The sequence below is a fragment of the Paenibacillus sp. GCM10027630 genome, from assembly GCF_042676305.1.
Lineage (GTDB): Bacteria > Bacillota > Bacilli > Paenibacillales > NBRC-103111 > Paenibacillus_S.
The window spans coordinates 103953-129751 of record NZ_JBHTGY010000010.1 but is presented as its reverse complement, the minus strand read 5'-3'; the positions used below and the strand labels follow the sequence as shown (position 1 = coordinate 129751).

18 protein-coding genes are annotated in these 25799 nt (G+C 44.6%); all 18 read right to left on the bottom strand.

Annotation, left to right across the window (positions count from 1 at the left end; genetic code table 11):
• Window positions 1-10: 10 nt before the first annotated feature.
• The gene (locus tag ACFQ0C_RS05505) at window positions 11-1264 is read right to left on the bottom strand and encodes a ribulose-bisphosphate carboxylase large subunit family protein (RefSeq protein WP_379364720.1); all 1254 of its coding nucleotides are present in this window, start codon (window positions 1262-1264) and stop codon (window positions 11-13) included.
• 43 nt (window positions 1265-1307) lie between these two features.
• On the bottom strand, window positions 1308-1973 hold the full coding sequence (locus ACFQ0C_RS05500) for an aspartate/glutamate racemase family protein (protein WP_379364718.1): 666 nt from the start codon (window positions 1971-1973) through the stop codon (window positions 1308-1310).
• A 206-nt stretch (window positions 1974-2179) separates the two neighbouring features.
• Window positions 2180-4180: an alpha/beta hydrolase family protein gene (locus ACFQ0C_RS05495; RefSeq protein ID WP_379364716.1), complete on the bottom strand. Its 2001-nt coding sequence runs from the start codon at window positions 4178-4180 to the stop codon at window positions 2180-2182.
• 22 nt (window positions 4181-4202) lie between these two features.
• On the bottom strand, window positions 4203-5504 hold the full coding sequence (locus ACFQ0C_RS05490; RefSeq protein WP_379364714.1) for a Gfo/Idh/MocA family oxidoreductase: 1302 nt from the start codon (window positions 5502-5504) through the stop codon (window positions 4203-4205).
• Between the two features lie 212 nt (window positions 5505-5716).
• Window positions 5717-9046: a hypothetical protein gene (locus ACFQ0C_RS05485; protein WP_379364712.1), complete on the bottom strand. Its 3330-nt coding sequence runs from the start codon at window positions 9044-9046 to the stop codon at window positions 5717-5719.
• A 263-nt stretch (window positions 9047-9309) separates the two neighbouring features.
• The gene (locus ACFQ0C_RS05480; RefSeq protein WP_379364710.1) at window positions 9310-11043 is read right to left on the bottom strand and encodes a glycoside hydrolase family protein; all 1734 of its coding nucleotides are present in this window, start codon (window positions 11041-11043) and stop codon (window positions 9310-9312) included.
• 16 nt (window positions 11044-11059) lie between these two features.
• On the bottom strand, window positions 11060-11953 hold the full coding sequence (locus ACFQ0C_RS05475; RefSeq protein ID WP_379364708.1) for an ABC transporter ATP-binding protein: 894 nt from the start codon (window positions 11951-11953) through the stop codon (window positions 11060-11062).
• A gap of 1 nt (window position 11954) precedes the next feature.
• The gene (locus ACFQ0C_RS05470; RefSeq protein ID WP_379364706.1) at window positions 11955-14858 is read right to left on the bottom strand and encodes an ABC transporter permease; all 2904 of its coding nucleotides are present in this window, start codon (window positions 14856-14858) and stop codon (window positions 11955-11957) included.
• A gap of 12 nt (window positions 14859-14870) precedes the next feature.
• Window positions 14871-15914, bottom strand: coding sequence for an efflux RND transporter periplasmic adaptor subunit (locus ACFQ0C_RS05465; protein ID WP_379364704.1), 1044 nt, complete (start codon window positions 15912-15914; stop codon window positions 14871-14873).
• Window positions 15895-16596, bottom strand: a complete 702-nt coding sequence (locus tag ACFQ0C_RS05460; RefSeq protein WP_379364702.1) for an ABC transporter ATP-binding protein — start codon at window positions 16594-16596, stop codon at window positions 15895-15897. The genes ACFQ0C_RS05465 and ACFQ0C_RS05460 overlap by 20 nt, the downstream gene beginning before the upstream one ends.
• A gap of 293 nt (window positions 16597-16889) precedes the next feature.
• Window positions 16890-18344 carry an S-layer homology domain-containing protein gene (locus tag ACFQ0C_RS05455; protein ID WP_379364700.1) on the bottom strand — a complete coding sequence of 485 codons (1455 nt, stop codon included), beginning with the start codon at window positions 18342-18344 and terminating at the stop codon, window positions 16890-16892.
• Window positions 18345-18389: 45 nt separating this feature from the next.
• Complete coding sequence (locus ACFQ0C_RS05450; RefSeq protein WP_379364698.1) at window positions 18390-19736, bottom strand: ABC transporter substrate-binding protein; 1347 nt, start codon at window positions 19734-19736, stop codon at window positions 18390-18392.
• Between the two features lie 30 nt (window positions 19737-19766).
• Complete coding sequence (locus ACFQ0C_RS05445; RefSeq protein ID WP_379364696.1) at window positions 19767-20798, bottom strand: hypothetical protein; 1032 nt, start codon at window positions 20796-20798, stop codon at window positions 19767-19769.
• 115 nt (window positions 20799-20913) lie between these two features.
• Window positions 20914-22230 carry an ABC transporter substrate-binding protein gene (locus tag ACFQ0C_RS05440; RefSeq protein ID WP_379364694.1) on the bottom strand — a complete coding sequence of 439 codons (1317 nt, stop codon included), beginning with the start codon at window positions 22228-22230 and terminating at the stop codon, window positions 20914-20916.
• 262 nt (window positions 22231-22492) lie between these two features.
• On the bottom strand, window positions 22493-23182 hold the full coding sequence (locus ACFQ0C_RS05435) for a hypothetical protein (protein ID WP_379364692.1): 690 nt from the start codon (window positions 23180-23182) through the stop codon (window positions 22493-22495).
• 27 nt (window positions 23183-23209) lie between these two features.
• Window positions 23210-23950, bottom strand: coding sequence for a hypothetical protein (locus ACFQ0C_RS05430; protein ID WP_379364690.1), 741 nt, complete (start codon window positions 23948-23950; stop codon window positions 23210-23212).
• Between the two features lie 33 nt (window positions 23951-23983).
• Entirely contained in the window at window positions 23984-24709 is a 726-nt protein-coding gene (locus tag ACFQ0C_RS05425) for a hypothetical protein (RefSeq protein WP_379364688.1), read from the bottom strand.
• Between the two features lie 92 nt (window positions 24710-24801).
• A complete protein-coding gene (locus tag ACFQ0C_RS05420) occupies window positions 24802-25758 on the bottom strand; it encodes a carbohydrate ABC transporter permease (protein ID WP_379364686.1) in 957 nt (318 codons plus the stop codon).
• Between the last annotated feature and the right edge of the window lie 41 nt (window positions 25759-25799).

The window sequence follows — 25799 nt, the reverse complement described above, 5'->3', positions numbered from 1 at the left end:
ATATTTATACTTAACTGAACGTATCCAAAGCCTGCTTCAATTCAACGCGCGAAAGAGCGTACTCATCTAATGGAATTCCAGTCATCGCAGCCTCCCAGCCTTGTACAAGACTTCGAAAGCCAGCCCCCGGTCCACCTGGATGTCCGTGAATGCCACCGCCTGCAATATTCATCAAGTCCATGGTTTGCAGCGTTCGATATGTATCCGGAGCAGCCCCAGCCCATTGCTTGGAGGATAACACAGGAACAACGGTATCCGCTTCTTTAAAGATGGGAGTCAAACATTCCCGTACCCCTGAAATAACTGAAGCGTTGCTCTCGTGAAACTTATTATTTAGACCGTTGACATGCATATGATCCACACCGCTCAGGCGGCACAGTTTCTGGTATGCAGTGAATGACATTCCCAGGTACGGATAGCGGGACATCATTCCCCATTGGTTGCGATGCCCATGGATACATACCGGAGCTTGCTTCCTTAAATGAGCCAGCCCGGCAAAGCCGATGCTGTTTATGCTAACCATTACGCAATTTCCGCCATGCTTGATGACGGTTTCAAGATGACGCAGCATAGGATCGATATCATCTGTAATGTTGAAGGCGTACATCGTTTTTTTACCTGTACGATCTGCAGCCCTTTCGATTTCCTCCATAGCTGCCTTGATTCGCTCAGCTATAGGAGCATAGGGAGCATTGCCATTAACCTCATCATCCTTGATAAAATCAATACCTGACGTAGCCAGTTCCCTTACTATCAATCTTAATTCATCGGTGCTCAAGCCAATATTCGGTTTAATAATGGTGCCTATTATTGGACGGTTATACACTCCTGTTAGCTCACGTGTGCCGGAAATTCCGAACCTGGGCCCCTCATAACGTTCTTGAAATTGAGGAGGGAGCTCCAAATCCAACAGCCGGAGTCCTGATAGCTCCTCCAGCTCGAATAAATTGCCCGCCACCGTTGCCAGCAAATTAGGAATGGATGGCCCTATATTTTCATATGGAAAAGCTATTTTAACGATGCCGCGCTTGTATTCGCCTTTATTTCCTGCTGGAACCTTGGCTCCTGGAAGCGCCGGAAAAGGGGATACCTCCCGGGGCTCGATGGATACAATTTTTGCCCGATGCCTCTGCTTCAAGCTTTCCGTCTCATTTGGCAGTGGCATAAATGTTCCTGTAGATTGCTCGCTTACAATGATTTCACTAGCTTTTTCCAACGAGAATGCCGTTTCGAGCCAATAGGTTGCAACTACTTGATCCTTCATCCAGTACTCATCTCCATTACTTAGACCTAAGTTGTGAACATCCTTACTTCCCTAGCTGCTCCAATGCCGCTTTCACAGCAAGTACTCCGAGACGAGGGCTGGAGTACACAGGAAGTCCTGCAGCCTGCTTTAATGCTTCCTCCATCCTGACCATCGATCCTTGCGCCAGTACAAGCACATCAGCTTGGGCCGCAATGGACTTGGCCGCTTCCAGAATAAGGCGGTCATGCTCCTCAGGATGGCCGGCTACCAGAGCTTGATAAGCCCCAACTGCTAAAGCATCCAAAACCTCCACCTTGCGCCCCTGCTGCTCACCTTCTTTTTGCAGCAAACGTCGAGTTGGCTCCAAAGTAGTTGGAAGTGTCGCCAGCACACCGATCCTGTCAAACCTCTTGGTTGCGAGCTGCGCCATCGCTTCATCGATTTTAATAATCGGCGTTCTGAACATAGGCATGGCCCAATCCGCTACTTCCCCTACCGAGGAGCAAGTATTAAGAATAACATCCGCTCCTATTTCTTCAGCATGGCGATAGTATTGAACAAGGCGACGCATTACGTCGGGTGTGACCTTGCCCGCTCCAATTACATCAGCTATCAGGCTGTCATCAATAATGGTTACCAGTCGGCAGCCCGGAAGCTCCTCACGAAATATCGGTTGAATCCGCTCCGAGAGCCCTTGCCCCGTATAAATAGCTACAACAGTAGTCATCTTTTGTATCCTCCTTAAAGTTTTCTTTAGGAAAACTTGCGCGGCGTAAGCATCTGAGCTTAGCTTTAGCGAAACTTACACATTCTCAGCATTAACCATAGAGCTTTCCTTACCTTATAAAAGCTAGCTTCGTGGGCGTTTTCTGATTCTCGCTTCAGCAAAACACTGGCATCGTATGCAAGATCTCTGCTTCATTTCAACATTTTTCACCCTGCATAATCACTTTTCATCGCAACTGTCTCTTGCATCTTGCCTTCTTCGACAAGCCATTTGTCTGCATCTGTCAGATCAAAATACCGAAGCATTCCCGGAATGATAAAGCTTAAAGAGTCCGTTTCATCATAAAATGGCTCCTTGATCCACTCGGCGATGCTGCTCATACGATTGTCCATACGAATATTTTGAATCCGGTTATCGAGCAGAGCCGCTAATCCCGCGTATACCGCATATCTACCGCTTCCGTACAGCTTGATATCGGATGCATCGATAGTTTTCATATTCGACGCGAGCTCAATGGCACGCAATACATCATACGTTCTTACCGCAGCCATACTGTCACCCAGCCACATCAATTCATCCGAATGCCTATCCATCATCCCGAATCGTTTGAACGGTTTATCTGTAGGAGCATTTAAATGCGGCAAAAGCGGACCAATTCCTGTAGGATTCAGGACCATGGCAATTCGGCCGGAGGCACATGTTTCCTCAATCCATTTTGCGTGAATGTCTAGCTGACTGGAGCCCCCATCCCACACGGCTATCGTTACCGGCAGCTTTTGACCCCAAAGCTTGGAATCGACAAACTGCAGGCAATGATTTAAAAGTCCCGGCTGGCTCCACCAAATGTTGCGGATAATCCATAGATTGTTAATTTCTCCACCGCCGGAAGGGCGAGGATTTAAGTCACATACTTGTCTGCTAGCAACCACTTGTTTACACAGCCAATCTATGGCCTTACGCTTCCGTTCGTTGTCCGGCACAGCTTGTCGCAGCTTCTCAAACTCGGCCAACCGCTCGACATTTTCCATGTGCGTATTTTTGGCATGAGGTAATTCTCCTATAACTTGCCCGCTTGCTGTACACTTTAGCTGCTCGGCAGGAATCAGCTTAATATCTGTGTCCAAAACCGCAGGTGCTTGGGTGCAGCCTAACAAATGCTTCGCGAAAAATGCAGCGGCAGCCCGAGCTAATGGCACTGAGAAGCGATGTACATTTTCATCCTCGAAAATGTCCAAATCCACTCCTCTGTCGTACATCTCCCAAAACCGGCGATTTACAGAAACCGTATGTCTGGGAGCTTCGATAGGAACGGAATCATAGGTGGTAGCAAGAACCCTTACCGGACGCGGAGCCATGGCCATTACAATATCTTCGTGGTCAAAACCAAGCTCCGAGAAACCCGGCCATTTCTGCTCGGCATCCTGCGCCTTTCCTGTAAGAAGGAAGTAAGGCCGATTCATAATGAATCCGCCTGGTGCTGCGGCTGCAATCCGTTGATCGTACATCATAACAAGCGACGTCTGAGTGCCTCCGCCGGAATGACCGCATACTCCGATTTTCTCAGGATCAACCTCAGGGCGAGTGCATAAATAATCAATCGCCCTTACCGCATCATGAAGCATATAACGTGCTAAGCTATCTCCTAGCGGCATACATTGGCGGCCAACATTTTCATGCTCAGTAACGCTAGTCATAGGGGCTTCTTTCGTTGCCGGATCATAGAACCCGAAACGCTCGCCTTGGCCTACCGGATCTAAAGACAAGACTATCAGCCCGCTGTGTACCATATAATGACATACGGTCTGATATTCATCACAATGCTTTGCTTGTTCCCGGTGCCCGCATAACAACAGAACAGCCCCGCGTGGATTGCTTACGACTCCATCAGGAATATATAGATTGGCTGTAGCATAAACCTGCGGTCTCGGCTCAAAAACAATCTTCTCTACGCGAAAGCCGTTGCCTGTTACCGTTCCTGTTATAACCGGATTCATAGGTGTGCTCGAAGACGGCACACCACCAATACAGTTCTCAATTCCTTCACGGATTTCCCGCTGCCTCTGCTTAAGGCCTTCGATATTCATAATAGCCGAACGTGCCTGCTCACCTTTATCAGCTGCACGCATAGCCGATTCATAAACCCACCTTGGTAGTTGGCTTTTTACGTCAAAGTGGGCAATGCCTACATTTTCAAATTTATCGTACACTCTATTAATTTCCTCCTTTGATTCATTGAGACACATTAGCATTCGCTGAGACTAACAGGTCATGGATACGAATAGGTTGGTTGCTCTGCACAGACTTCCAGATTGCTTCTCCTGTCAACACAGAACATGCGCCGGCTTCAGCCCCTGCCAGAATGCTGTATGCTCGTCTAGGGTCCGCTCCGAGGAACAAATCCTCAAGCAGAAGCGGATCTCCACCCCCATGCCCACCGGGTCGCGGTACTACATGGATCGTTTCTTTACCACCGAATAAAGGAAAATATTGTATCGTCTGCTCGGTGACTTGCTGAGAAACTCGCTTGGATAATACTTCCTTAGTTTCAATTCGCCCTTTGGTACCGTTAATCGCCAGCCTATAGCCTTCATAAGGTAACGAAAAATTAACCGAGTAACTCATCATCGCACCTTTGTCGTATTTCACTACCGCCGAGTAGGTATCCTCAATATCAATCTCCGAATCGAAGATACAGGCATCCGCTCTATATCCGGTGTATGCGCTCGGCCTGATCTCTATTCCCGTCAAATGATCGTCATCAGGCATGGTTTCTTTGCTTCTTGTAGACCATCTCATAAAATAGCTGCAATCCTGCTTGACGCGACAGGTACCGCAGTATCTGCCATCTTCCTTGAGCGGGTTGAGCTCACCCTCAGGGCCAAAATAATTAAGTGCCCCATATGCAAAAGCTTCAACGGGTTTTTGATCAATCCACCAATTAACTAGATCGATATGATGTGTGCTTTTATGAACGGACAAGCCTCCGGATTGGCTTCTTTTTCGATTCCATCGCTTGAAATAACTTGCGCCGTGGTAAGTATCGAGATACCAGTTTAAATCAACAGAAGTTACCCTTCCGATCCGGCCTTCAAGAATCAATTCTTTAATCCTCGTATGTACAGGCGCATAGCGGTAATTAAATGCAACATATAACGTACCGCTGCTGCTGTTCTGAGCATCCAGCACTCTTTTGCAATCAGCCCCGGTCGTTACCATCGGCTTTTCCGATATAACGTCAAGGTTGTGTTCCAGTGCTTTTACAATGTAGTCAGCATGAGTATGATCCGCCCCAGCTACAATAACGGCATCCGGCTTCGTTTCCCGAATCATCTGTTCGAATTGATCCGGCATATATACAGGCAACCCGTTTAATACGGGAAACTTTTTGAAACAATTGGCAAAACGGCTCGGGTCCGCATCCAGCAGTCCTACAACCTCACAGTGAGCTTGGAATGTTTCCAGCATCGGCTTGATGAACATGCCATTGGCTCGCGTGCTGACTCCACATATAACGTATTTTTTTCTAGCCAAAATGCAGCCCTCCAATCTTATATTAAGTATACAAAGAGGTTGGATGCAGGGAATTAGTTAATACGATCTGATTATAGGTTGATTCTGCCGATTCGTGATGTGATGTCTTATAATACAGAAAAAAGGTACAGCTTCCTCAACTTTTCTTGAGGAACTGTACCTTTTTAGTATCAAGGGACCTTTTTCAGTGCCCTCCCAACAGTGTGGAGAGACTATTTATTTATAGTGAACGTGCTAACAGCGGTTTTATTCCCTGCCGTCACTGTAATCGTAAAGCTTGAGATATTAACTTTACTCAGATTTGCATCACTACCGCTTTTGGGTTTGAAGACAAGCTTGTAGCTATCATCCATATATAAGGTATCCTTATTCGCCTCTAATGTCCCCGCTTTATAGGTAATATTGGTAATTTGAAACTGTGTTGTTAATTGGCCCATGAATGGTGTTAAGTTTTCACTATTTTTAAATGTACCATCACTGACACTCCCTGTTGCCTTGTTAACGAAAGCATTTAGAAGGTCATCATTAACCGAGATGCTTTGAAGAAGTTTACTATCCCAAATGTATTTACCATTAATGTCGCTTGCTGCAATATTCGTGTTCTTCTTGTCTGTCGGCACCTTTAGCTCTCCGCCAAAAGATAAATCAGACGTCCATACAGTAAAGCTTGTTTTTAGAGCCTTCGCCCCCTTTGGGGTACTAAAAGTAATGATACCCGTGGTGGTTCCCGGATTTAATCCTACTAGTTTAGTTGTCGAAGTTTTACTTAGTGCTACAATATTCGGGTCAGCTATCTGCATACTTAGAATCGACACACCCGACACGGAAGTTTCTACGCCATCTTTGTTGTAAGCCTTAATACCCATAGTCTTAGTGAGTGCATCTCTATTAGCAAAGATGTCTGCCGCATCTTCTTGATCTGCCATCTTGCTATTTGGAGCAGTTTTCTTGTTCACCTTTAGACCCTGTTTAACTAAATATGCACCTACGGCAAATAAGCTTGTATCTCCATCAATAGCGTATGTCAAATCCTCATCAAGATCTGCCATCGTGTAAGACTTAAATCTATGCGTAATAGAATTCATTTCACTTTCAATTGCCCATTTCGAATAATCGGCTTGAGTAGAATCCGGCACTACTTTCAACAGTGTAGTTGTCAACTGATAGCTTCCCAGCTTTTTATCAGTTGCAGTTATCTTTATCCCCTTGCTGAAAACGTCTGAAACTTTAACACGTTTTGAAGGAGTAGCGTCAGTTAAGTTAACTAGTGACGCGGTTTGAGAATGTACTCCTGTAAATGCCCCTAAATCGCCGTCAGTTCTCTTGAGTTCATATCTCACCTGATATTTGGGACTATCTGCGATGACGTATTCTTCGTCGTATTGATCTTTTATCATGAATGTGGGTGTCACATTATTCTTTTGAACGAGCGTGTATATAAATGCAGGATCGTTAGCTAATTTGTCTAGCTTTTGTGGTACCCGTTCTTCCTTAAGCTCATAATCAGCTCTAGTAGTTTTGTTTACATCTGTAATAGTAACCTCAACAGACGCCTTCCCTGTTCCTGTTACCTCCAATATTCCAATGTTGCCTTTGGAAGGCCCGCTTTCCAGGTATTCCCCTAACTCGCCCGAAACCGATGACCCCAGCTTTAGGGCTCCGTGGCTGCGCGCTTTTAGCAATCCCGCTTTAAATAACTCCAACTTGCGATCATCAGATAAGAGAATTCCATCTGAATCTCTGACTTCCAATTCGATGACTTTATTCTTATCACTCCGTGCTAGTGTATTGGTATATTCTTTAATGGTAACACTCGCAGGTTGTTTAGGTGTAAAAACAGTAATCGGTTTCGTAGCTGACTCTCCAGAGCCTATCGCCATTATTTTAAATATAGAAGCCGTATCTTTCTTTATATCGGGGTAAGCCTTCAATTCCAGATCGATAAAACCATCGTCATCATAATCGACGAACACATAATTTTTATTCTTTTCGAACAACTGCTCTCCATCGTACAGGAATACCATTCCTCTGTTCAATTCATCAATATCATCCATGCGATTGCCATATTGATCGTATGCTGCGAATGCCAGATAGCCTACATCTCCAGGCATAAAGTATTTATTTTCATTTTTAAACTTCAAATCGCCCATCTCAATCTTAGAAACAACTACAGGATCTCCAACTGTAAATGTCTTGTTTACCGTCAAATTATTCGTTCTATCAAAGATGGAAATGTTGACCGGCATGTCTCTTTTTTCTTTACTCAAATCCAATTTGAATGCTTGCTTACCAGGAACATTTTGCGGGGTAGTTCTAGAGCCGCTCGAAACCTGGAAGTTATGGCTAGTTAGATCTGTTTCTTCCCCGTACTGATTCAACTGTTTAAAGTAAACGGTTACCTTGGATTGTGGAAGCACGTTTGTGCTATTAACAAACTCTATTGTTTTGAACTGCTCATCCTCTGCTGCAAACTCTGCTGTCTTCTTTTCAAAGCTATCGTCATCCAACCCTGATAACTCAATGGTGTAGTTCCCTTTTTTCAACTTTAGTTGAGTTGTAATCGTGGCTGTTTTATTATCCGCCGACCATTCTGTAACTCCATCGATAACGCCGCCATCTCTCTTCAATACTAGTTTAATCTGGTTGGACTTTACTGAATCAATCATTTTATTGATAGTAACGCTAGCTTTTCTAGCGCCAGCAGCTTTGGCCTCTACAATGGAAATTTTACTATTATCCTTAATTTCTGCATTGATTTTCTTAGCTTCGTATGCGGACTCGACTAGCATCCTGCGAGTAGCAAGACTATCTCCATGGTAATATCCATCTTCGGCAATTTTTTTGACCAACTTCAACTGCAATGCAAGCGTAACGAATCTAGATGCTCCCTTTTGTACATTGTCCAAATTCATGTAGCTTTGATCCGTGATAGGGGTAACCTTTCTTGCATCATTCGCCTTGCCTAGTCCATAAATCATAAATTTGGCAAGATCCTGCCTCGACACTGTATTAGTCGAGTCCATAGCCATACCATCTGTATTTGTAAGTCCCAATGACTCGAACGCCTCTATATATGCCGGAACTGTAAGCGCTTCACCTGATGCTTGTGATAAAGCAGCCTTGGCGACTTGAACGAATTCATCACGCGTGGTTGGGCTATTCGCACCAAACCAGCCATCCTTCTCTGGTCTAAGCGCCCCTGCTTTAATAAAGAAATTAAATTTTTCCTGCAAGTCTGGAGGAAGTGCTTTTAGATCATCATAAGCTTCTGATGTCTTAACCACTTTAGCTTCAGGGCTTGGGGTTTCAGACTTCTTATCAGCTGTTCCATCAGAACTGCTTGTCTCAGATTTCTTATCTGTAGAATTATTTGCTTCATCTGTGCTCGTGCTTGGTGCAGCCTCCTGCTTCTTCTCCGCAGCCGCTTCCGTGCTTGGAGCTCCCAACTGCTTGTCCGCATTAACTTCTTCGGCATGAGCAAATGGAACCATTACAGCTGATAGCAGAACGAATGATAGAAACATCGAGATACATTTTTTCATTAGAGACACCTTCTTTGGATTAGAGTAATAAAACGCTTACTTTTTACTTTGCTTACTTACTGACCCGCTTCTGCTTTATTTATGGTTGAGCCCTACATCCCCCTCTGCCTCAGAGCTTCCCTCTATATATCTAAAATATTACGAAATGATGAACAAAATATAGGGGATTTATTGCAGATTTATAGGCACAAATCCCCTTTCGTGTACCTTAGTAAGGAAAAGCTGCCGTCCCATAATGCTTAAACGACAGCCCTCCCTATTATTTACCAATAAAACTCTTTATCCAGCCTGCGATATTGTCCATCCCTCAATGGAGCTTTATCAAAAATTTGTCGGTTATTGTAAAACGGATGATGAATTCCCTCGGGACTTAAATGAATAACATCATCTCCACGCCACTTCGTGATAAATTCTTCTCCCATAGCTTTTTCGACCGTTTGACGATGGCTAAGCGGGAATGTTATGGTGATTTTCTCGCCCTCCCGAGCTTCTCCCAGCACGAGAAAACGCTGCTTCACCCAAATACTTGGATCACTTCCGGCCTGTGTAGTGACTGTACCCCCATGCTCGCGTTTAACCAACACTTTGGCATACCCAGCCCAGTCAGGAATGCGGATCAACAGTTTTGGAAGGTTCTGATGTATGTCCAGCTCCACTCGTCCCTCATGAGGAAGGTGACTGCTAACATCCAGCCAACGGGAACCACGATTTAATAAAAAATTAACACTAATTGTACCATGTTCTTCCGTAATCGTGTTGCTCCAGCCCATAAATAGTCCACGCGTACCCGATCCAATGCAGCAGGTTTGCAAATCGCTGGTATGTCCTCTGCCCCCGTTGACATCGCAGCAAAAGTCGTTAGGCGCCGAATACCCCGCAAATGCCCCCCGAGTCCTTTGAGCCACCTTGAAGAAGGATTTCAGGCCGACATCATCCTTGTCCTTGCTGTCTGAATCAACAACCCAGTCCAGATTAAGCAATTGAGACTCGGTTAAGTGGTTGCGCAAAAATCTCTCAACGACACTCCAGTATTCGGTGTATCCACTTTGTGCCAATGTGATTCCTGTAGATATAAGATCGACTAAAGAGCACGTCTCATGCTCGAACGCTTGGTCATGAATATCTCCAGGAGTCCAGCCGAACGAGGTGCACCAGGTTAAGGCCCAGTCATAGCTTTTTTTAACAAAATGAGTAATAGATGCATCCCTAGTAAATATAGCATAACGGGCTAGTGCATCAAGGGTTCCGATTCTTGTATGAAAATGTCCGCTTCGGTAGGCAAGCGCATCATTAAAGCTGCCATCTGGGTTAAATACACCACTGCGATGGACAATCATGGATGCGAAATATTGACATAATTCAAAGGCATCTGAATTTCCAGTCAGCTCATAATATTTCAATAGCGGCATAATCAAACGTCCGCTGAATGCAGCTGGATCCGGTGCAAGCCTCAATTGAACCGCATTAGCGGACGGCCAACCGTTTACTGTGTATTCAGATGCAGGGTAGTACCATACATCCCGTTCTTTGATCGCGATCCTTTTTAAAGCAGCAACGTGTTTGTCCGCAACATGTTTGATTTTCCTATCTCCAGTAGACATGTACCAAGAGGTAAGAGCTAAAATAACTGCACGCTGGTCAATTAAATTGGCTGTCGGCTCCCAGGGTGCCTTTGGATTTTTCAAACGATAGCTGAGTCCGTCCTCCTTAAAGAAGCCCAGAAAATTCTCCCGATATTTAGCCTCAATATCTCTGCCTTTTTCTTCACCGGTCATGTGTCTTGCCAATATCAAAGCATCGATTAAGCGGCCATGGCTGGAACCATAATCCCAATCCCCATGTGTAAGGTATGCAGGCTGCTCCATCAAATTGGCTCCGAAAAATGGAATATATCCATGATCCTCATCAGCCATTCCTATAATAGCATCGAGAACATGCCCTGCTCGTTCCTCTAAAAGTAATGTATCTGGAATTTGTTTTGTGTTAGTCTCATTCATTGTTTATAGTCTCCTTTTACTTAGTGTTCAGCTCGGGAGGAGGTAGCAGCACAATTTTGCCATCCTCCAGCGTAACTTGGATTTTGTTGGAATCCTTCATACCAATCGTCTCTAAATAGTTGGCAGGTATTTGCAGCCTGCCCGCTTGGTCAATTACGGCATATTCTACATGAGAATCTTCTTCCTGCTCTTCAACAAATGTGTTTATTTCAAGCAATTCTTGGTCATAAGATTTCCGCCGCAATATTTCTGACGAGGTCTTCCCATCCCTGATAGCGACCACACGATCTACCTTCTTAGCCAGCAGTGGATCATGCGTTACAATCACGATAGTTATCCCCAGGCTCTTTGTCAGCTGGCGAAACAGATCGAGTATTTGATTGGCCATTTTCGTATCAACAGAACCCGTCGGCTCATCCGCAAGCAGAAGCTTAGGGTGATTGGCCAGTGCTATAGCTATGGCCACACGCTGCTGCTCACCTCCTGACAGCTGGTTTAAACGATTCTTGAGGCGATGACTGAGGCCAACAGCCTCCAGCAGCTCCATTGCTCGTTCCCGCTTGCGCTGGCCTTTCAGTAAGATTGGCAATTCAACATTTTCTAAAGCCGTCAAATAAGGAATTAAATTTCGGCCGTTATTTTGCCAAACGAAGCCGACCGTTTCACGCTTGTATTTCACTAGTTCTTTTTCCGAAAGATTTAGTAAATCTTTGCCATCCACGGATAATTTCCCGGCCGATGGTCGATCCAGCCCGCCCAGCATATTAAGTAGGGTCGACTTCCCGCTGCCGCTGTTGCCTATAATAGCCATCAGTTCGCCTGACTCCACATGCAGGTCCAAGCCTTGAAGGGCAACAACCTCCAGGTCGGCAATTTTATAAATCTTTACCAAATTGTCGCAATGGATCATCTTAATCCTCCCCGAGCTTGACAGCCTGATGAATACGGATACGCGATACGATATAGCCGAGAATTACCAAACCTACCGAAATCATCATAGTGACAATCCAGTAAAGCCGCTCTTGATCACGGGCATCGAAAGTCACTTTAAAAGGCGGCACCTGTGTTTTCGGGTCGAAGGACATTTCAAATAAGGGCACAAACAATTGGCTAGTAATACTGCCCGTTCCAATTCCGATAAATATCGCTGCACCGGAGATTAGAACCTGCTCGCCTATCAGCATAAGAAGAAGCTGGAAGAAGGAAATCCCCATTGCACGCAAGATACCGAACTGCAGTGTACGAGCGGAGAGCGATAAAATCCAATAGAGCAGAAATCCAAAAAAACATATAAAGACGGATATAAGGAAACCTAATGTCATTACACCATTAATCGCCATCTGGAAGGGATCCTTTATCGCCTTGATCTGCTCTTGCTTGGCATCTCTTAAATCCTCAATATCATAGCCGTGTTCAGCGACAGCCTTATATACCAACTGACTGCTTGCATCCGGTTTAAGCTTCAGCCATACCTCATAAGGTTCTAACGCCATATTATTTTGGATATACGGCAGGTGGCCCACAATTAATTTTGGTTTATTAATTTTAGTTGTCGTTCCCTGCTTTGAAGTAACCGTCACTTTGTCACCCGTACCCGGGTTAGGATTCCAAGACGGCCAGTAATCAATAATACCGAATACAGTAAAGCGGGTACCTTCAATACCTGACCAGCCTACAGTAATGGTATCTCCTGATTTCAAGCTATACTCATCGGCCAACGATCTGGATATTAGAACAGCCGACGGATTAGATGCGATCAAATTTAAGTAATCAAAAAAATGATGTCCCATTAATCCAGGCCTCATCCATCCGGTCTGCCCGAATTCCTTAGTGTCGATTCCCATCAGCTCAACCTTATCTTCGGTCTTGCCTTTTTTAAAGGTAGCGTCTTTTTTTATAAAAACTTTGGCCGCATGCTCTACCCCGGGCAGCTGAGTAAAGGGGAGAAAAGACGGCTCTGTATATTGGGTTTTATGTTTGGCTTCTGTACTATCGGCTTGCTCCTCCTGAATTTCTAAACCGTCATCGCCAGTCAGCCCCGTTAAAATAGCGGGCGGAGCATCATTCTCCCAACGAATTTGCATCGTAATATCGGCCCCAGCCGAATAACGGATTTTATCACTTGTATTCTTGTTAATTGTACGCGTAGCACTAGCGCTGAATAATCCAGTGGCAATAGTAATAATTAGAAACACCATAATAAATTGGTATTGGATAGTAGAACGACTGACTTGAATTAATGTGAAATACAGGGCAGGGGACCACCACCGTCTGCCCGTTTTATAAACCAATCTCATGAACAAAGGATATAGACGAAGCACAAGCAGCCCCATGCCCAAAATAAAAAGAGCAGGTATCAAAAATAAAAGCGGGTCTACTCGTAAATCTCCAGATTTAAGACCTAACGATAGCAAATCTTTGATCCGTGTTTTATAGTTATACAGCCCGTACATAGCTATCCCGACCAAAATAACATCGATAAAATACTTATGCCAAAATGAGCTTTTGGACTGCCTGGCGGATTGCTGCTTATGCCCGATTATGGTTACCTTGGTCGCAAGAAATACAGGAATGAGTGTCATTACCAGAGAACTTGCAACTGCAATCAGCGCATACAGGAAAGCATCCTGATTCAGAGAAACATCCAGCTTAGCCCTCTGTACAAATTCAAGGAACCCACTGGAGGCTCCCAACACGCTAGTCAAATGCATCCCTAAGTATGGCCCCACAAAAAAAGCGATGACTCCAAGCACTAAACCCTCTGCCACATATCCTAAAATAATTTGCATTCGGCTTGCGCCTCTGCTTCGCAATACTGCTATCTCTGTCTTTTGACGTTCGGTAATGAGATTAGCTACCATATACAAATAAAAGCCGAGCATCAATACTACAGGTACATTCAACGACCAGAGCATGATCTTCAGATTGGCTTCTTTTACATAATAAGCACCGAGCGTTTGCAAGGCAGGAGCATTATAATTGTGGTTTTCATAGCGTTCGTCCATATGCTCATTAACCATAAAGTGGGTAGAGATGAAAGAGTTTATGGTCATTAAAGTCATCTTGGAATAGTCCAGCGCCAGATACCAATAGCTCGATTGAACATTTAATTTGGCATCGTTGATGAACTCTTTTTCAAACAAAGCAAAATCTACGAGGAAGCTATTTTTATAGCTGCTTGGAATGTTATACCAATAAACATCCGTATAGTCACTGCGGTCAAATACGCCTACCGGCTTAATTTGAATGGTTTCCTTGTTAATCTCGTCTCGAATGACGAACACAGTATCAATGACCATACCTAGTTCTGTCAGGGCTTCGGGGACTACGAGTGCTTCGTAAATCCCATTAACAGGTGATTTAGCAGGCATACGACCATCAATGAGGCGGATGTGTTCCTCGAAGTCTTCCAAAGCCGTTATATCAGCAGACCTCTGTCTGTTAATATCCACTTTATCTGGCTCTGCAGGACTAAGACCGTATCTTTGAGTCGATCTTTCCCTAACGTAATATTGCACCGGAACTCCAAATCGCTTCCCCGTCTTCTTCAAGAATTCATCGGTTTCGTTAACTTTAGTTTTTTTCTCTTTATCATCTGGATTTAAATTGACGGATAACCAATAAATACCTGGATATTGACTGCTGCTCGTTTGCAGCGCTTGAAGCTCCTGCACCAGTAATCTCTGTAAAATAGCGTTTGTGTAAATAGGCATACTGCTCGTGAGTGCAACGGATAGGACCAGACCGAATAGAAGGCTAAGCTCCAGCCATTTATTATTGATCATCTTGCGCAGGATCATGATAAATAATGCCAATGTCTAGGCCTCCTAGTTGTTCATAATTATTTTCTGTCCGTCACTTATGCCCTTGCGTATTTCAACTTCAGTTGCTGCAACAATTCCTTTCTCCACATCTATCTCCTTGCGGCTTTCCCCATCAAGCACTTGCACGTAGTCACGTCCCATATAACTTCTCAAGCCTGCCCTTGGGATCACAACTACATTGTCCCGTTTTTCCGTAACTACAGTAATATCCGCCTGAGATCCAATGGTTGCATCAGGGGGCGCATCCTTAACATCTATGACTAATGACTTGTTGTTTTTATCTTGTATGGTTTTATTGTCGCTCGGAGCAGCGGTAATTGGGGTTTGAACTACCTTTCCACTGTACATCTTATCCTTTATTTTCACAGCGACATCCATATTCACTTCCACCCCAGCCAGATCATTCTGGCTTGAGGCCGTATAGACCAGCTTTATTTGGCTGGGATCGGATAGGGTTACAATTTGTTTATAAGCAGATACCTCTTCTCCAGACTTCAGAGGTTCTACGAACGTCACAATGCCGTCGGATTGGGCAACGAGTCTGGAATTGGCTACTTGTGTTTGTAGCGCTTTCAATTGGAGCTGAGCACTTTCCATATCCAATACTTTCAAGCGTACAGCTGGATCTTCCGCACCCTTATCGGCTATTTCTTGCATAAACGAAATTTTGACCTTTTCTATAGCAATTTCCTGAAGTCGAATTTTCGTTTCCAGCTCACTTGTTTCTGTTGATGCAACTACATCTCCAGCCTTAACCTTATCTCCCAATTTGACATCAATAGATATTAGCTTGCCAGCAGGCGTCTTATAGTACAGGTAGTTCGTTTTATCCGAAACAAATGTAGCCACACCTGTAATTTGCTTGGCTATTGTAGAACGTTTTGCTTCGACAACATTTAGTGTTTCCTTGACTGGCTGAACAAGTGGCGGCTGCAGATCCTCTTCTTCAACTGGCAGCAAGGAACAGCCGGATAAAGTACCCGTGACGATACCAACTGCAGCTAGCAACAACAGCTTGCGCGAAAGCTTACTCGACAATTTGACCATCCTCCAATGCGTATACCTGATCGACTACACTCATAATCGCAGGATCATGTGTTGTTAGCATAATGGTCATACCCTCACGATGAACGAGATCCTTGAACACTTTCATAACTTGCATCCCCATCTTGCTATCGAGCTCAGCCGTTGGCTCATCTGCCAATATTAAAGAAGGCTTATGGGCAATTGCCCTTGCAATGGCAACCCGCTGCTGCTCGCCCCCTGACATTTCGAAGGGATGATGCTTCATCCTTGACTTCAAGCCCACCAAATCCAAGGCTCTTTCCGCATATTCCTTATGAAGCATTGGTTGAACGCCAGCAATACGCAAACCAAATTCCACATTCTCGTATGCGGTCATCAGTGGGACTAGTGCAAAGGATTGAAAAATTAGACCCATATGTATACGCCTCAATTCATTGCGCTTCTTTTCCGAATAATTGCTAATTTCCTCTCGATTGAAAAAAACTTTGCCTTCAGTAGGCTTATCCAGTGCACCCAGAATATTCAGCAGCGTTGTTTTTCCTGAGCCTGATCTCCCTTTTAGGGCCACAAGCCGGTTCGTTGAGATGGAGAGGTCAGCGCCTTTTAGCGCATGTACAGCAGCAGTACCTCGTCCGAACACCCTTGTAATCCCTACTGCTCTTACCAAAGGCTCGTTAGGGGACGGCTGATTCAGATTCGTCAAAGGTTTCACACTCCTAACGGTTTTCCAAAAGGAAAACTTGCTTCGTAAGCTTAAGATGAGCATTGCTTTTGCAAAACTAATTTTGAAAGCATACTCAGAGTTCTCTATGCATTATATTAATAACTCTACTATGAAAACGCTGTTATCGTTTAGGGCTTTTATTTCAACTTTATAGGTTGTTTGCTTCATTATTAACTTGCTTAACAAAGAAACTATGTAATTGTTGGATGCTCAGCATAAAAACATCCATCCTGCTGATCAGGATGGATGTTTTATTGTTTATACTCGATCGATTAGCTACCTGGCTTTTGAATAAGCCACATCGCTGTCGAATCCATTAATTTCCAAAATTCATCTGTGCCGGAATTTTTTATATCGGTTATAGTTCTCACACCATATAATGCAGTACGAGCCGTTATCGTTTCACCTAAAACATTCTTTGTGCCTTTCTCATAAGTAATGATAACCCCTTTACTTGGATCCCCAAACGCTGAGGCAACTATAACACCATCACTGCTCGGAATGCCAAATGAAACATATGTTGGATCTAAAAAGACTTCAACATCTCCTTTAAATCCCGAAGCAATCGGATGATCACTTTTTTGTATTGTCACCTTGGTTTGCTTAGGAATGTCAGTTTTTTCTGCAACGGTTGAAAAGTCTGCATCTCCAAATGAAATTGATTTGATGTATAGAACCGGTATATCGATTGTTTTCAGCTTCTTCTTAACATACTTAGAGTTGGTTGAAGCTCCGATAACGATGAGATCGTATCCAGCAGTAATGCTGGCATCGATTTTAGTACTAGAAATACGAGTAACTTCGAAACCCAATGCTTGCAAACGGGCCACTGCCGGTTTTTCATCATCGCTTAACTCAGGAGAGCTAGCTTTCTTTTGATCACTAGTAATAAGCACCTTCTTCCCTTTAGCAGATACTTGCCACTGGGAGTCCGTTTTCGCCGGAGTCGTTGGTGATGGTGTTGCTGGCGTTGTTCCCGTCGCAGGAGTCGTCGTTCCTGGTGTCGACGGTGTTGTCGTCCCTGGCGTAGCCGGAGTCGTAGGAGCTGCCGGATCTGTCTTGCCCGCCGAACCGAAAATTTTCTTCGCCTCATAACTTGCATTAGCGAGCATTTTCCGCGTAGCCGACGCCACACCGCCAAAGGTACCATCATCCTGTTTTGTCAAAATTTTCTTATCGAGTGTAAGCGACACGTAACCCTTCGCCCAATCATCTACCGTAGCATCTGTCGCCGGAGCAGCTTTTTTCGCAGCATCATCCAACCCAAGTCCCCGAACAAGGAAGGCAGCAAGCTCTTGACGTGAAACCACTCCGGACGGGTTATACGTTTTTCCTTCGGAATCATATCCGTTGGTAAGCCCTGCTTTTTTAAGAGCTTCAACATAAACAAATGACCAATGATCAGTGTTAACATCTGTAAACGATGCTTTGGCCAGCGTTTTATCCAGGGGCAAGGCAAAAATAATCGCCGCCACCTTCGCAAACTGGGCACGATCCATTTTGGCATCCAAACCAAATGTATCCTCCGACAATCCGCTAAACACGCCGCCACGAATCAATTCATCGAATTTGGCTTTCTCATCTTGCGGGAGATCCTTCAAATCTTTAAAATCAGCTACACTTTTTACCGCTGGAGTTTCCGGTGTCGTTGTCGCTGCAAAAGCAAATGGAAGAACAGTCAGGGTTAACAGCAGAAAGCATAATAGGGACGATAGTATTTTTTTCATTCTATGCACCTTCCTAAATTTAGTATTTTATAAGTGCTGGTTCGTTTACTTTTTTGCAGCCTTATCAAGCTGAACTATCGAAGCTTTCTTTGTTTCTATTCCTTTGGTCGATTGCTCCTCAATCATACGCAGCGCTGTTGCGGAATCCTTAGATTCTTTGAATATAAGCGGTGCGAATACATTTTGCATAGGTACGTCATACCAGAGCAAGCCGTCGGCTCTGGCTGCAGGAGGCATAGCCGTCTTGCCATGGAAGATGGCTTTCGTATTTTTGCCTCTCATATGCGGAAGGTTCTGTCCGAATGCCTGCACGACCGCACCCGACTCCATCGGCACAATTACACCTTCTTTAGCCAGCTCAACCTGATGCTCCTCTGAAAGCAGCGCCGCCATTACCTGAAAAGCCATATCCTTCTTCTTGGATTGCTTCGTGATATACATCGAATATACATTAGGTTGATATCTTGTATCTGGCACATCACTGAAAGAAGGAACCGGCACAATATCGAAGTTCAGGCTTTTATTCTGCTCCTGGAAAGATACAAGATGGTCAACCGTTGCAACAGCCATCGCGATATTGCCTTTCGAAGCGAAGGTTTCAACCGTATCGAATTGGTTGGCAGGAATATCATAAAAACGCCTTAAGTTGTCTACGGCTTTCCTCCATTCCGGGTTGTTCATGCTTGCTTTATCTTCTGTCTGGCTAAGCGGTGAGAGCGACAGTTGGTTATAGTTCATATAGTGACCAGGGTTTTGAGAGTATCCCTTGTACGTAATTTCACCTTCTACGCGAGTCAGCTTCTTAGCCTTCTCATAGGCCTCATCATACGTCATGCCATCCTTCGGATACTCGACACCAAATTTATCAAAAATATCCTTGTTATAAAAGAGCACGAAATCGTTATTATTGAAAGGAAGTCCATATATCTTCCCTTCCTTAGTCAGATTTCCCATCTGCGCCATCAAAGCCGGATTCAGCTTGCTTGTGTCAAAGTTGTACTTCTTGATCAAATCCCGAATGTCATACTGCAGATCATTATCGATGATCCACCTCTGTACATTCATCCGAGTGTTGTCGATGATAATATCGGGAATCGTACCTGCTGCGATCAAATCCTGATATTGCCTGCCGGGATTATCCCAGTGAACATGCTTGATGGTCGTATTCGGAAACTTTTTACGAATGAATTGACCGATTTGCTTATCAAAATATTCCTCTTTTGCGTAAAAAGGCGGGTTGACCGTGTATATGAATATTTCATTTTCAGGCGATGGATCAACCGATTTCTTTTCGACCGAAGCAACAGGATTTGACACAAGTCCCTGCTCGCAGCCCGCCAGCAAAAGGAGCGAAAAAGCGGCTAAAGCGTATTTTCTTAATTGTAAGCTCATTTCAAACCTCCACTTATTATCGTGTTGAAATTAGCCGTTTTGTAAAGTCCATAGAACCAGGTTATCTAACAGCTTCCAACCATCAGCCGTTGTATTTTCTTCCATTTGATTATTCAAATAGAAAAACGATATACGCGCCTTTACTGCATATCCATCATCCGCTTTCGTGCCTTTGTCGTAATAGTAGATGGTTGCTTTGCTTTTATCCCCTGGACCTGTTGCAATGATTTTGGCTTCCTTGCCAGGCAGCCCATAACCGATCCCCATTTTAGGACCGGTTTCTTTGTAAATGTCGACAGTACCGGATAAACCGCCAGCCACCTTATGGTTGCTGTCTACAATATCAATCGATTTGACATTAAAAATATTGGCGTTTTCTTCAATAGACGACAATCCGAGATAGTACATTCCGTGATTTTTCACATACACAGTCGGTATGGCTACATCCTTCATGACCCCATCCTTAACCATCTTGGAGTTCAACGTTTGACTAATATAAATAAGATCATAACCATTCGTTTTATCAGCGGTGAAGTTCTTATCAGGCATAATGGTAACTGTGAAACCAAGCGCCTTCAAACGATTTGAGACAACTACATCCTCTCCAGCCTTCTCCCTGCCGACAAGAAGAACCTTTTTCCCTTTGGCGGAAATTTCCTCCTGCTTTGGTGCAGATGCAGGAGCAGGCGCCGGAGCCGGGGCTGCCGGTTCGGCGGCTTTCGGCGCTTCCGCCGGAGCTTTCGCCTCAGCTGCTTTAGGCGCTTCGGCCGGAGCTTTGGACGCCTCCGCTGGTGCTTTCGTCTCCTCGGCCTTCGGCGCTTCGGCCGGCTTCGTCTCCCCAGCCTTCGGTGCTTCCGCCGGAGCCTTCGGATCCTCGGCCTTCGGTGCTTCCGCTGGTGCTTTCGGCTCCGCAGCCTTAGGTGCCTCAGCTTGCTTCGGAGGCGTTGTCACTTCAGGAGCCTTGGAAGTTGCATTTGGAGCAGGCTTATCTGTTGCTGCTGAGCAGCCAATGATGGATATTGCCATAAAAGCCGCAAAGAGCAGCATGAGCAAACGTTTCATCGAACTAATTCCCCCTGTCATCTAGCGATTTCATTCTAAAATCTGATAAAACAAACCTCCAGCACCACTTGTATGGCGCTTCTGGAGGTTTGTTTATTCATTCTTACAGTAAATCTTATTTCGATTTAGCGGCTTTTTCCGTTAAGATACCTTTGTTCGTTTGTTCCTCAATCATTCTTAGAGCCGTTGCCGAATCTTTGGATTCTCCAAAAATTAATGGAGCAAATACATTATGCAAAGGTACATCAACATGGGTCAGGCCATTAGCACGAGCTGCCGGAGGCATTGCATTTTTACTGTAGAAAATCGATTCCGTATGCTTACCCTGCATTTGCGGCAAGTTTTTACCGAACGCCTCTTGCACCTTCTGGCTTTCTAAAGGTCCGATGATGCCTTCCTTGGAGAAGTTTATTTGCATCTCTTCCGATAGAAGATAAGCTATGACCTGAAACGCCTTATCCTTCTTGGTCGATTGCTGTGCAATGTACGCCGCGTACATGTTAGGCTGGGCTTTCGTCTTGGGAACATCGGCGAAGGATGGCATTGCGGCGATATCGAAATTCAAGTTTTTATTTTGCTCATACCATTGAATAATTTTTTCGGACACATGCACACTCATCGCCATTTTTCCCTTAGGGAAATCATCAACGGAAGTAAACTGATTGGCCGGAATTTCATAGAAGCGTCTCAGGTTATCCACTTCTTTTTTCCAACCGTCTGTGCTTAATTGTGCTTTATCCTCCGTCAGGCTGAGTGGCGGCAATGAAAGCTGATTATACGTCATGTACAAACCTGGATGCTGCTGATAACCTTTATATGTGTTCTCGCCTTCCACACGAGTCAACTTCTTGGCCAGTTCATAAATCTCATCATAGGTCATGCCATCCTTCGGATAATCGACGCCAAATTTATCAAAGATGTCTTTGTTATAAAAAAGCACGAAATCGCTTAATTGGAAAGGCAAGCCATAAATTTTACCTTCAGGCGTCATATTTTTCATCTGTGCCATCGCAGCAGGATTCAATTTACTCGTATCGAAATTAAACTTTTTAATTAGCTCAGTCATATCATATTGAAGATCATTTTTCAAAATATATCTTTCATAGTTCATCCGGGCATTATCAATAATAATGTCGGGAATCGTACCGGCTGCAATTAAATCCTTATATTCTCTTCCTTTATCCCAATGGACATGCTTAATAGTGAGATCCGGAAACTTCTTTTTTAAATACTGGCCGACTTGCTTCTCCCAATTTTCTTCTTTAGCGTAAAAAGCAGGGTAAGAGGTGTAAATAAATATTTCATTATCCGGAGCTTTAGTCGTTTTACCGGGATCTGGATTTTTGTCCGTTGCAACAGGGTCGGCCGTACAGCCTACCATAACGGAGCATGCCAATGCGACCACCATTGATGTTTTGACCATTTTTTTCATATTCGGTTTGAAACCTCCCTTAATAGTTAACCAACCTATACGCAATACAAGCTTCTGCATCTCCCAAAAGCACTTTGTATGTAAGCGCTTGTAATTGATGACAAAAGTGAAATTTGATTGTCCAAGGCTAGTTATTCAAACTTACAAGATCATAGTTCTACTTTAATACGAACCTCGGTTATATTCATTGGGGGACTATTCCACTTTTATAGGTTGTTAATTGCATCTTTCCTTTATTGAAAACAGATTCCCTTAAAGGTTGCTATTTAGCTCCAGTCACCCATTGAACAGCAGAGCTGAACAGCTTCCAGCCATTGTCTGTCTGGTTAATCTCTTCGCCTCCAACTATATAAAAGTACACCTGACGGGCGGGAAGCGGCTCGTTATTCATAGTTTTGGCTCCCTTTTCGAAAGCACAAATCACCGCCCTTTGTTCATTATCCGGGGAAGAAGCAACAATGACCCCTTCGCTGCCGGGAACGATGAAGCCAATCTTGCCCTCCTGCTGGTAAACCTCCACGCTTCCCTGTAAACCCGCTGCGATAGGGTGGTTGGCGGCTTTTATCGCTATCGATTTTCCTGCAAAATCTCCATTATCCGTATCTGTTTCTTTGCCCGATAAATTCAGGTCTCCCATGTTTTGCGATTCCGCATAAATAACAGGCACCGGGGATGCTTTTAATTTATTGCCCACTTTATTCGAGTTCACAGTCGAGCTTACGAATACGAAGGTGTGACCCACAGCTTTCTCAGCTGTCAGATCTTTGTCCGACGATACATCAACCTGGAATCCCAGTGCTTTTATATGCTTGATAACAATACCATCTCCGCCATTTTCCCTGCCGACAAAAAGTGCTTTTCTGCTCTCATTCGGTACACTATTTGTTGACGAACATGCGGTTAAGGAAATCAGCAGCAGAACTGCAAGCAGAAAACTTGCCATACGAACCATGTCGCTCACCTCTCCTTATTTCGAGAGTTAATTTTTCCCGGTGGTCCACTGAACAGCTGCATCAAACAGCTTCCAGCCATCATCGCTCTGATTGATTTCTTCTCCGTTGAACATATAGAAATACAGCTCACGGGCCGCAACCGGATCGCCTTTTACATTCTTAACGCCCTTCTCATAGGCAAAAATAGTCGCCTTCTGATCCTCTTTGGGCACCGTAGCTATGACGATAGCTTCTTTGCCTGGGATGGCAAAGCCCATCTTCCCGTTCTCCTTGTATACGTCAACAGCGCCTGACAGCCCTGCTGCGAGCGGGTGTTGACTGTCCTTAATCTGAATGGTCTTCACTGTATTAGCTCCAACAAAAGCTCCAAAGGAATCAACATCGGTCATTCCTGTATCACTGGTGGATTGAGGCTCCGCATAAATAACAGGTATCGGTGTTTTTACAAATTTGTCGCCTATTTTACCGGAATTCACAGACTCACTTACAAAAATTAAAGTATGACCGTTGGCGCTCTCCGTTTTAAGCTCCTTATCGGCGATAACGGTAACCTCCATGCCATGCTTCTCCTTTAAACGCTTAATAACAAGCGCGTCTCCGCCACTGTCTTTTCCAACGAAAAGAACCTTTTTTCCATTGCTTTGGGTTTTGGAAGTATTCGAAGCCGGTTGATTCGCAAGCTTTTCTACATTCGCAGGCACTGTACTGCAAGCCATAAGGGTGAAAATCATCATTGCGGTCACTGTCAAACTCAGCAATCGTTTCATTGAAATAATCCCTCCTAAAATTAGTTTAACTCCTTACTTTTTACCACTAAGCGAAGCCCATTCAATTGCAGCATCGAACAGCTTCCAGCCATTATCGGTAAGCTTGATTTCTTCGCCGCTTGGCATGGAGAAAAATACTTGGCGTGCAGGCACAGCAGTGTTGGACATATTTTTGGCGCCCTTCTCATAGGCAAAAATAGCCGCCTTCTTATTGTCGCCGCTTGCAGGAATTTGAGCGATGATCGAAGCTTCCTTAGCCGGATAAAGCCCGTAACCTACTCGGCCATCTTCTTTATAGAGAGCAACCGTATCTTTTAACCCGGCGGCAATCGGATGCTTGCTATCTATAATTCGAACGGTTTTCACCCCATCATCCTGCCCGAATTTCTGAACACCCACCAACTCGGCATCGCTTGCTGCTTGCGTTTTGGCATACACAACGGGTATGGTAGAGCTCTTCAATTTAGGATCGATTTTGGAGGAGTTGACGGACTCGCTCACATAAATCACCCCATAGCCTTTAGCTTTCTCAACGGTAAAGTCGCTGTCTACAATATCCATAACCTGGTAGCCGAGCTTCTTCAAATGGCTGATAATAAACGGATCTCCGCTGCCCTCTTTCTTTCTGATTAACATAACCTTCTTGGCGTTGGCCTCCGAATATCCATCCGAAGCAACGCTTCCACTTGTAGATGACGAACATCCCATGATGGATATTATCATCACCATTACCGCCATAAGACCCAGTAATCGTCTCATTGTAAGGAGCCTCCATTCTTTTTGCATCGATTCAAGGAATCTGACCGATGAAAGCAAATTCATCATTCATCGGACAAACGCCTTACACTCTCCTACTCCACCAAGCCCGTTCTTTCAACACCTTCAATGAACCAGCGCTGCGTGAACGTATACAACAGCATAGGCGGGATAATCATTAAAAATGTTGTCGCCATGCGAATTGCTTCGTCCGTGACAGACGGCCCGAACTGCTCAGCCTGCTGTCTCAACGCCGTAGCGATTCGTGAGATCCCCATGGACAATGGAGCGGTTTCGATATCAGCCAAATACATGCTTGGCAAATAGAAATCATTCCAGGTCCAGACGAAGGAGAACAAGAACACCACGAGAATAGCTGGTTTAGCAAGCGGCATCATGACTTTATAAAAGATTTTGAACACATTGGCCCCATCAATTCGGGCTGCCTCCTCAAGCTCCTTAGGCTGTGTGGAGAAAAATTGCCGATAAATAATAACGAACAGAGCTCCCTTCAAGCCGAGACCAAAAAATGCCGGAACAATGATCGGGTAAATCGTATTTAACAGCCCCAGCTCCCGTGCGTAAATAATGTTCGGCAAAATCGTAACCTGCATCGGGACAATGAATGTCAGCAGCAGGAAAAAGAACAGCAGTCCTTTGAAAGGAATTTTCAGCCTGGCAAAAGCATAGCCGGTCACAGCGCAGGAAAGAGTCTGCAATGTAGCGACAGATAAGGCCATTATGAAGGTTAGGCTTAGCGCCTTCGGATATTTCAGCCATTCCCACGCCTCCTGGAGGTTACCGAAGTAGACAACTCTCGGAAACCAGTTAACGGATGGATCGAGCAAATCGCTGGAATTTTTGACCATAGTAGTCACCATATGCAGCACTGGCTTCAAATAAATATAGGCGGTATCAAGCAAAATCAAGTAAATAAACAATTTGAACAGCAAACCTTTATCCGCTTCGCGACCTAAGATGAGAAATCTCGCCTTCTTGAGCCAGAGCAGGATCGAAAGCTCCTGCTTGTCTTTCAATTTCAAACCAATCATAGCTTCACCCCTACAAAAAGTTATGTCTTATTTCCAACCTG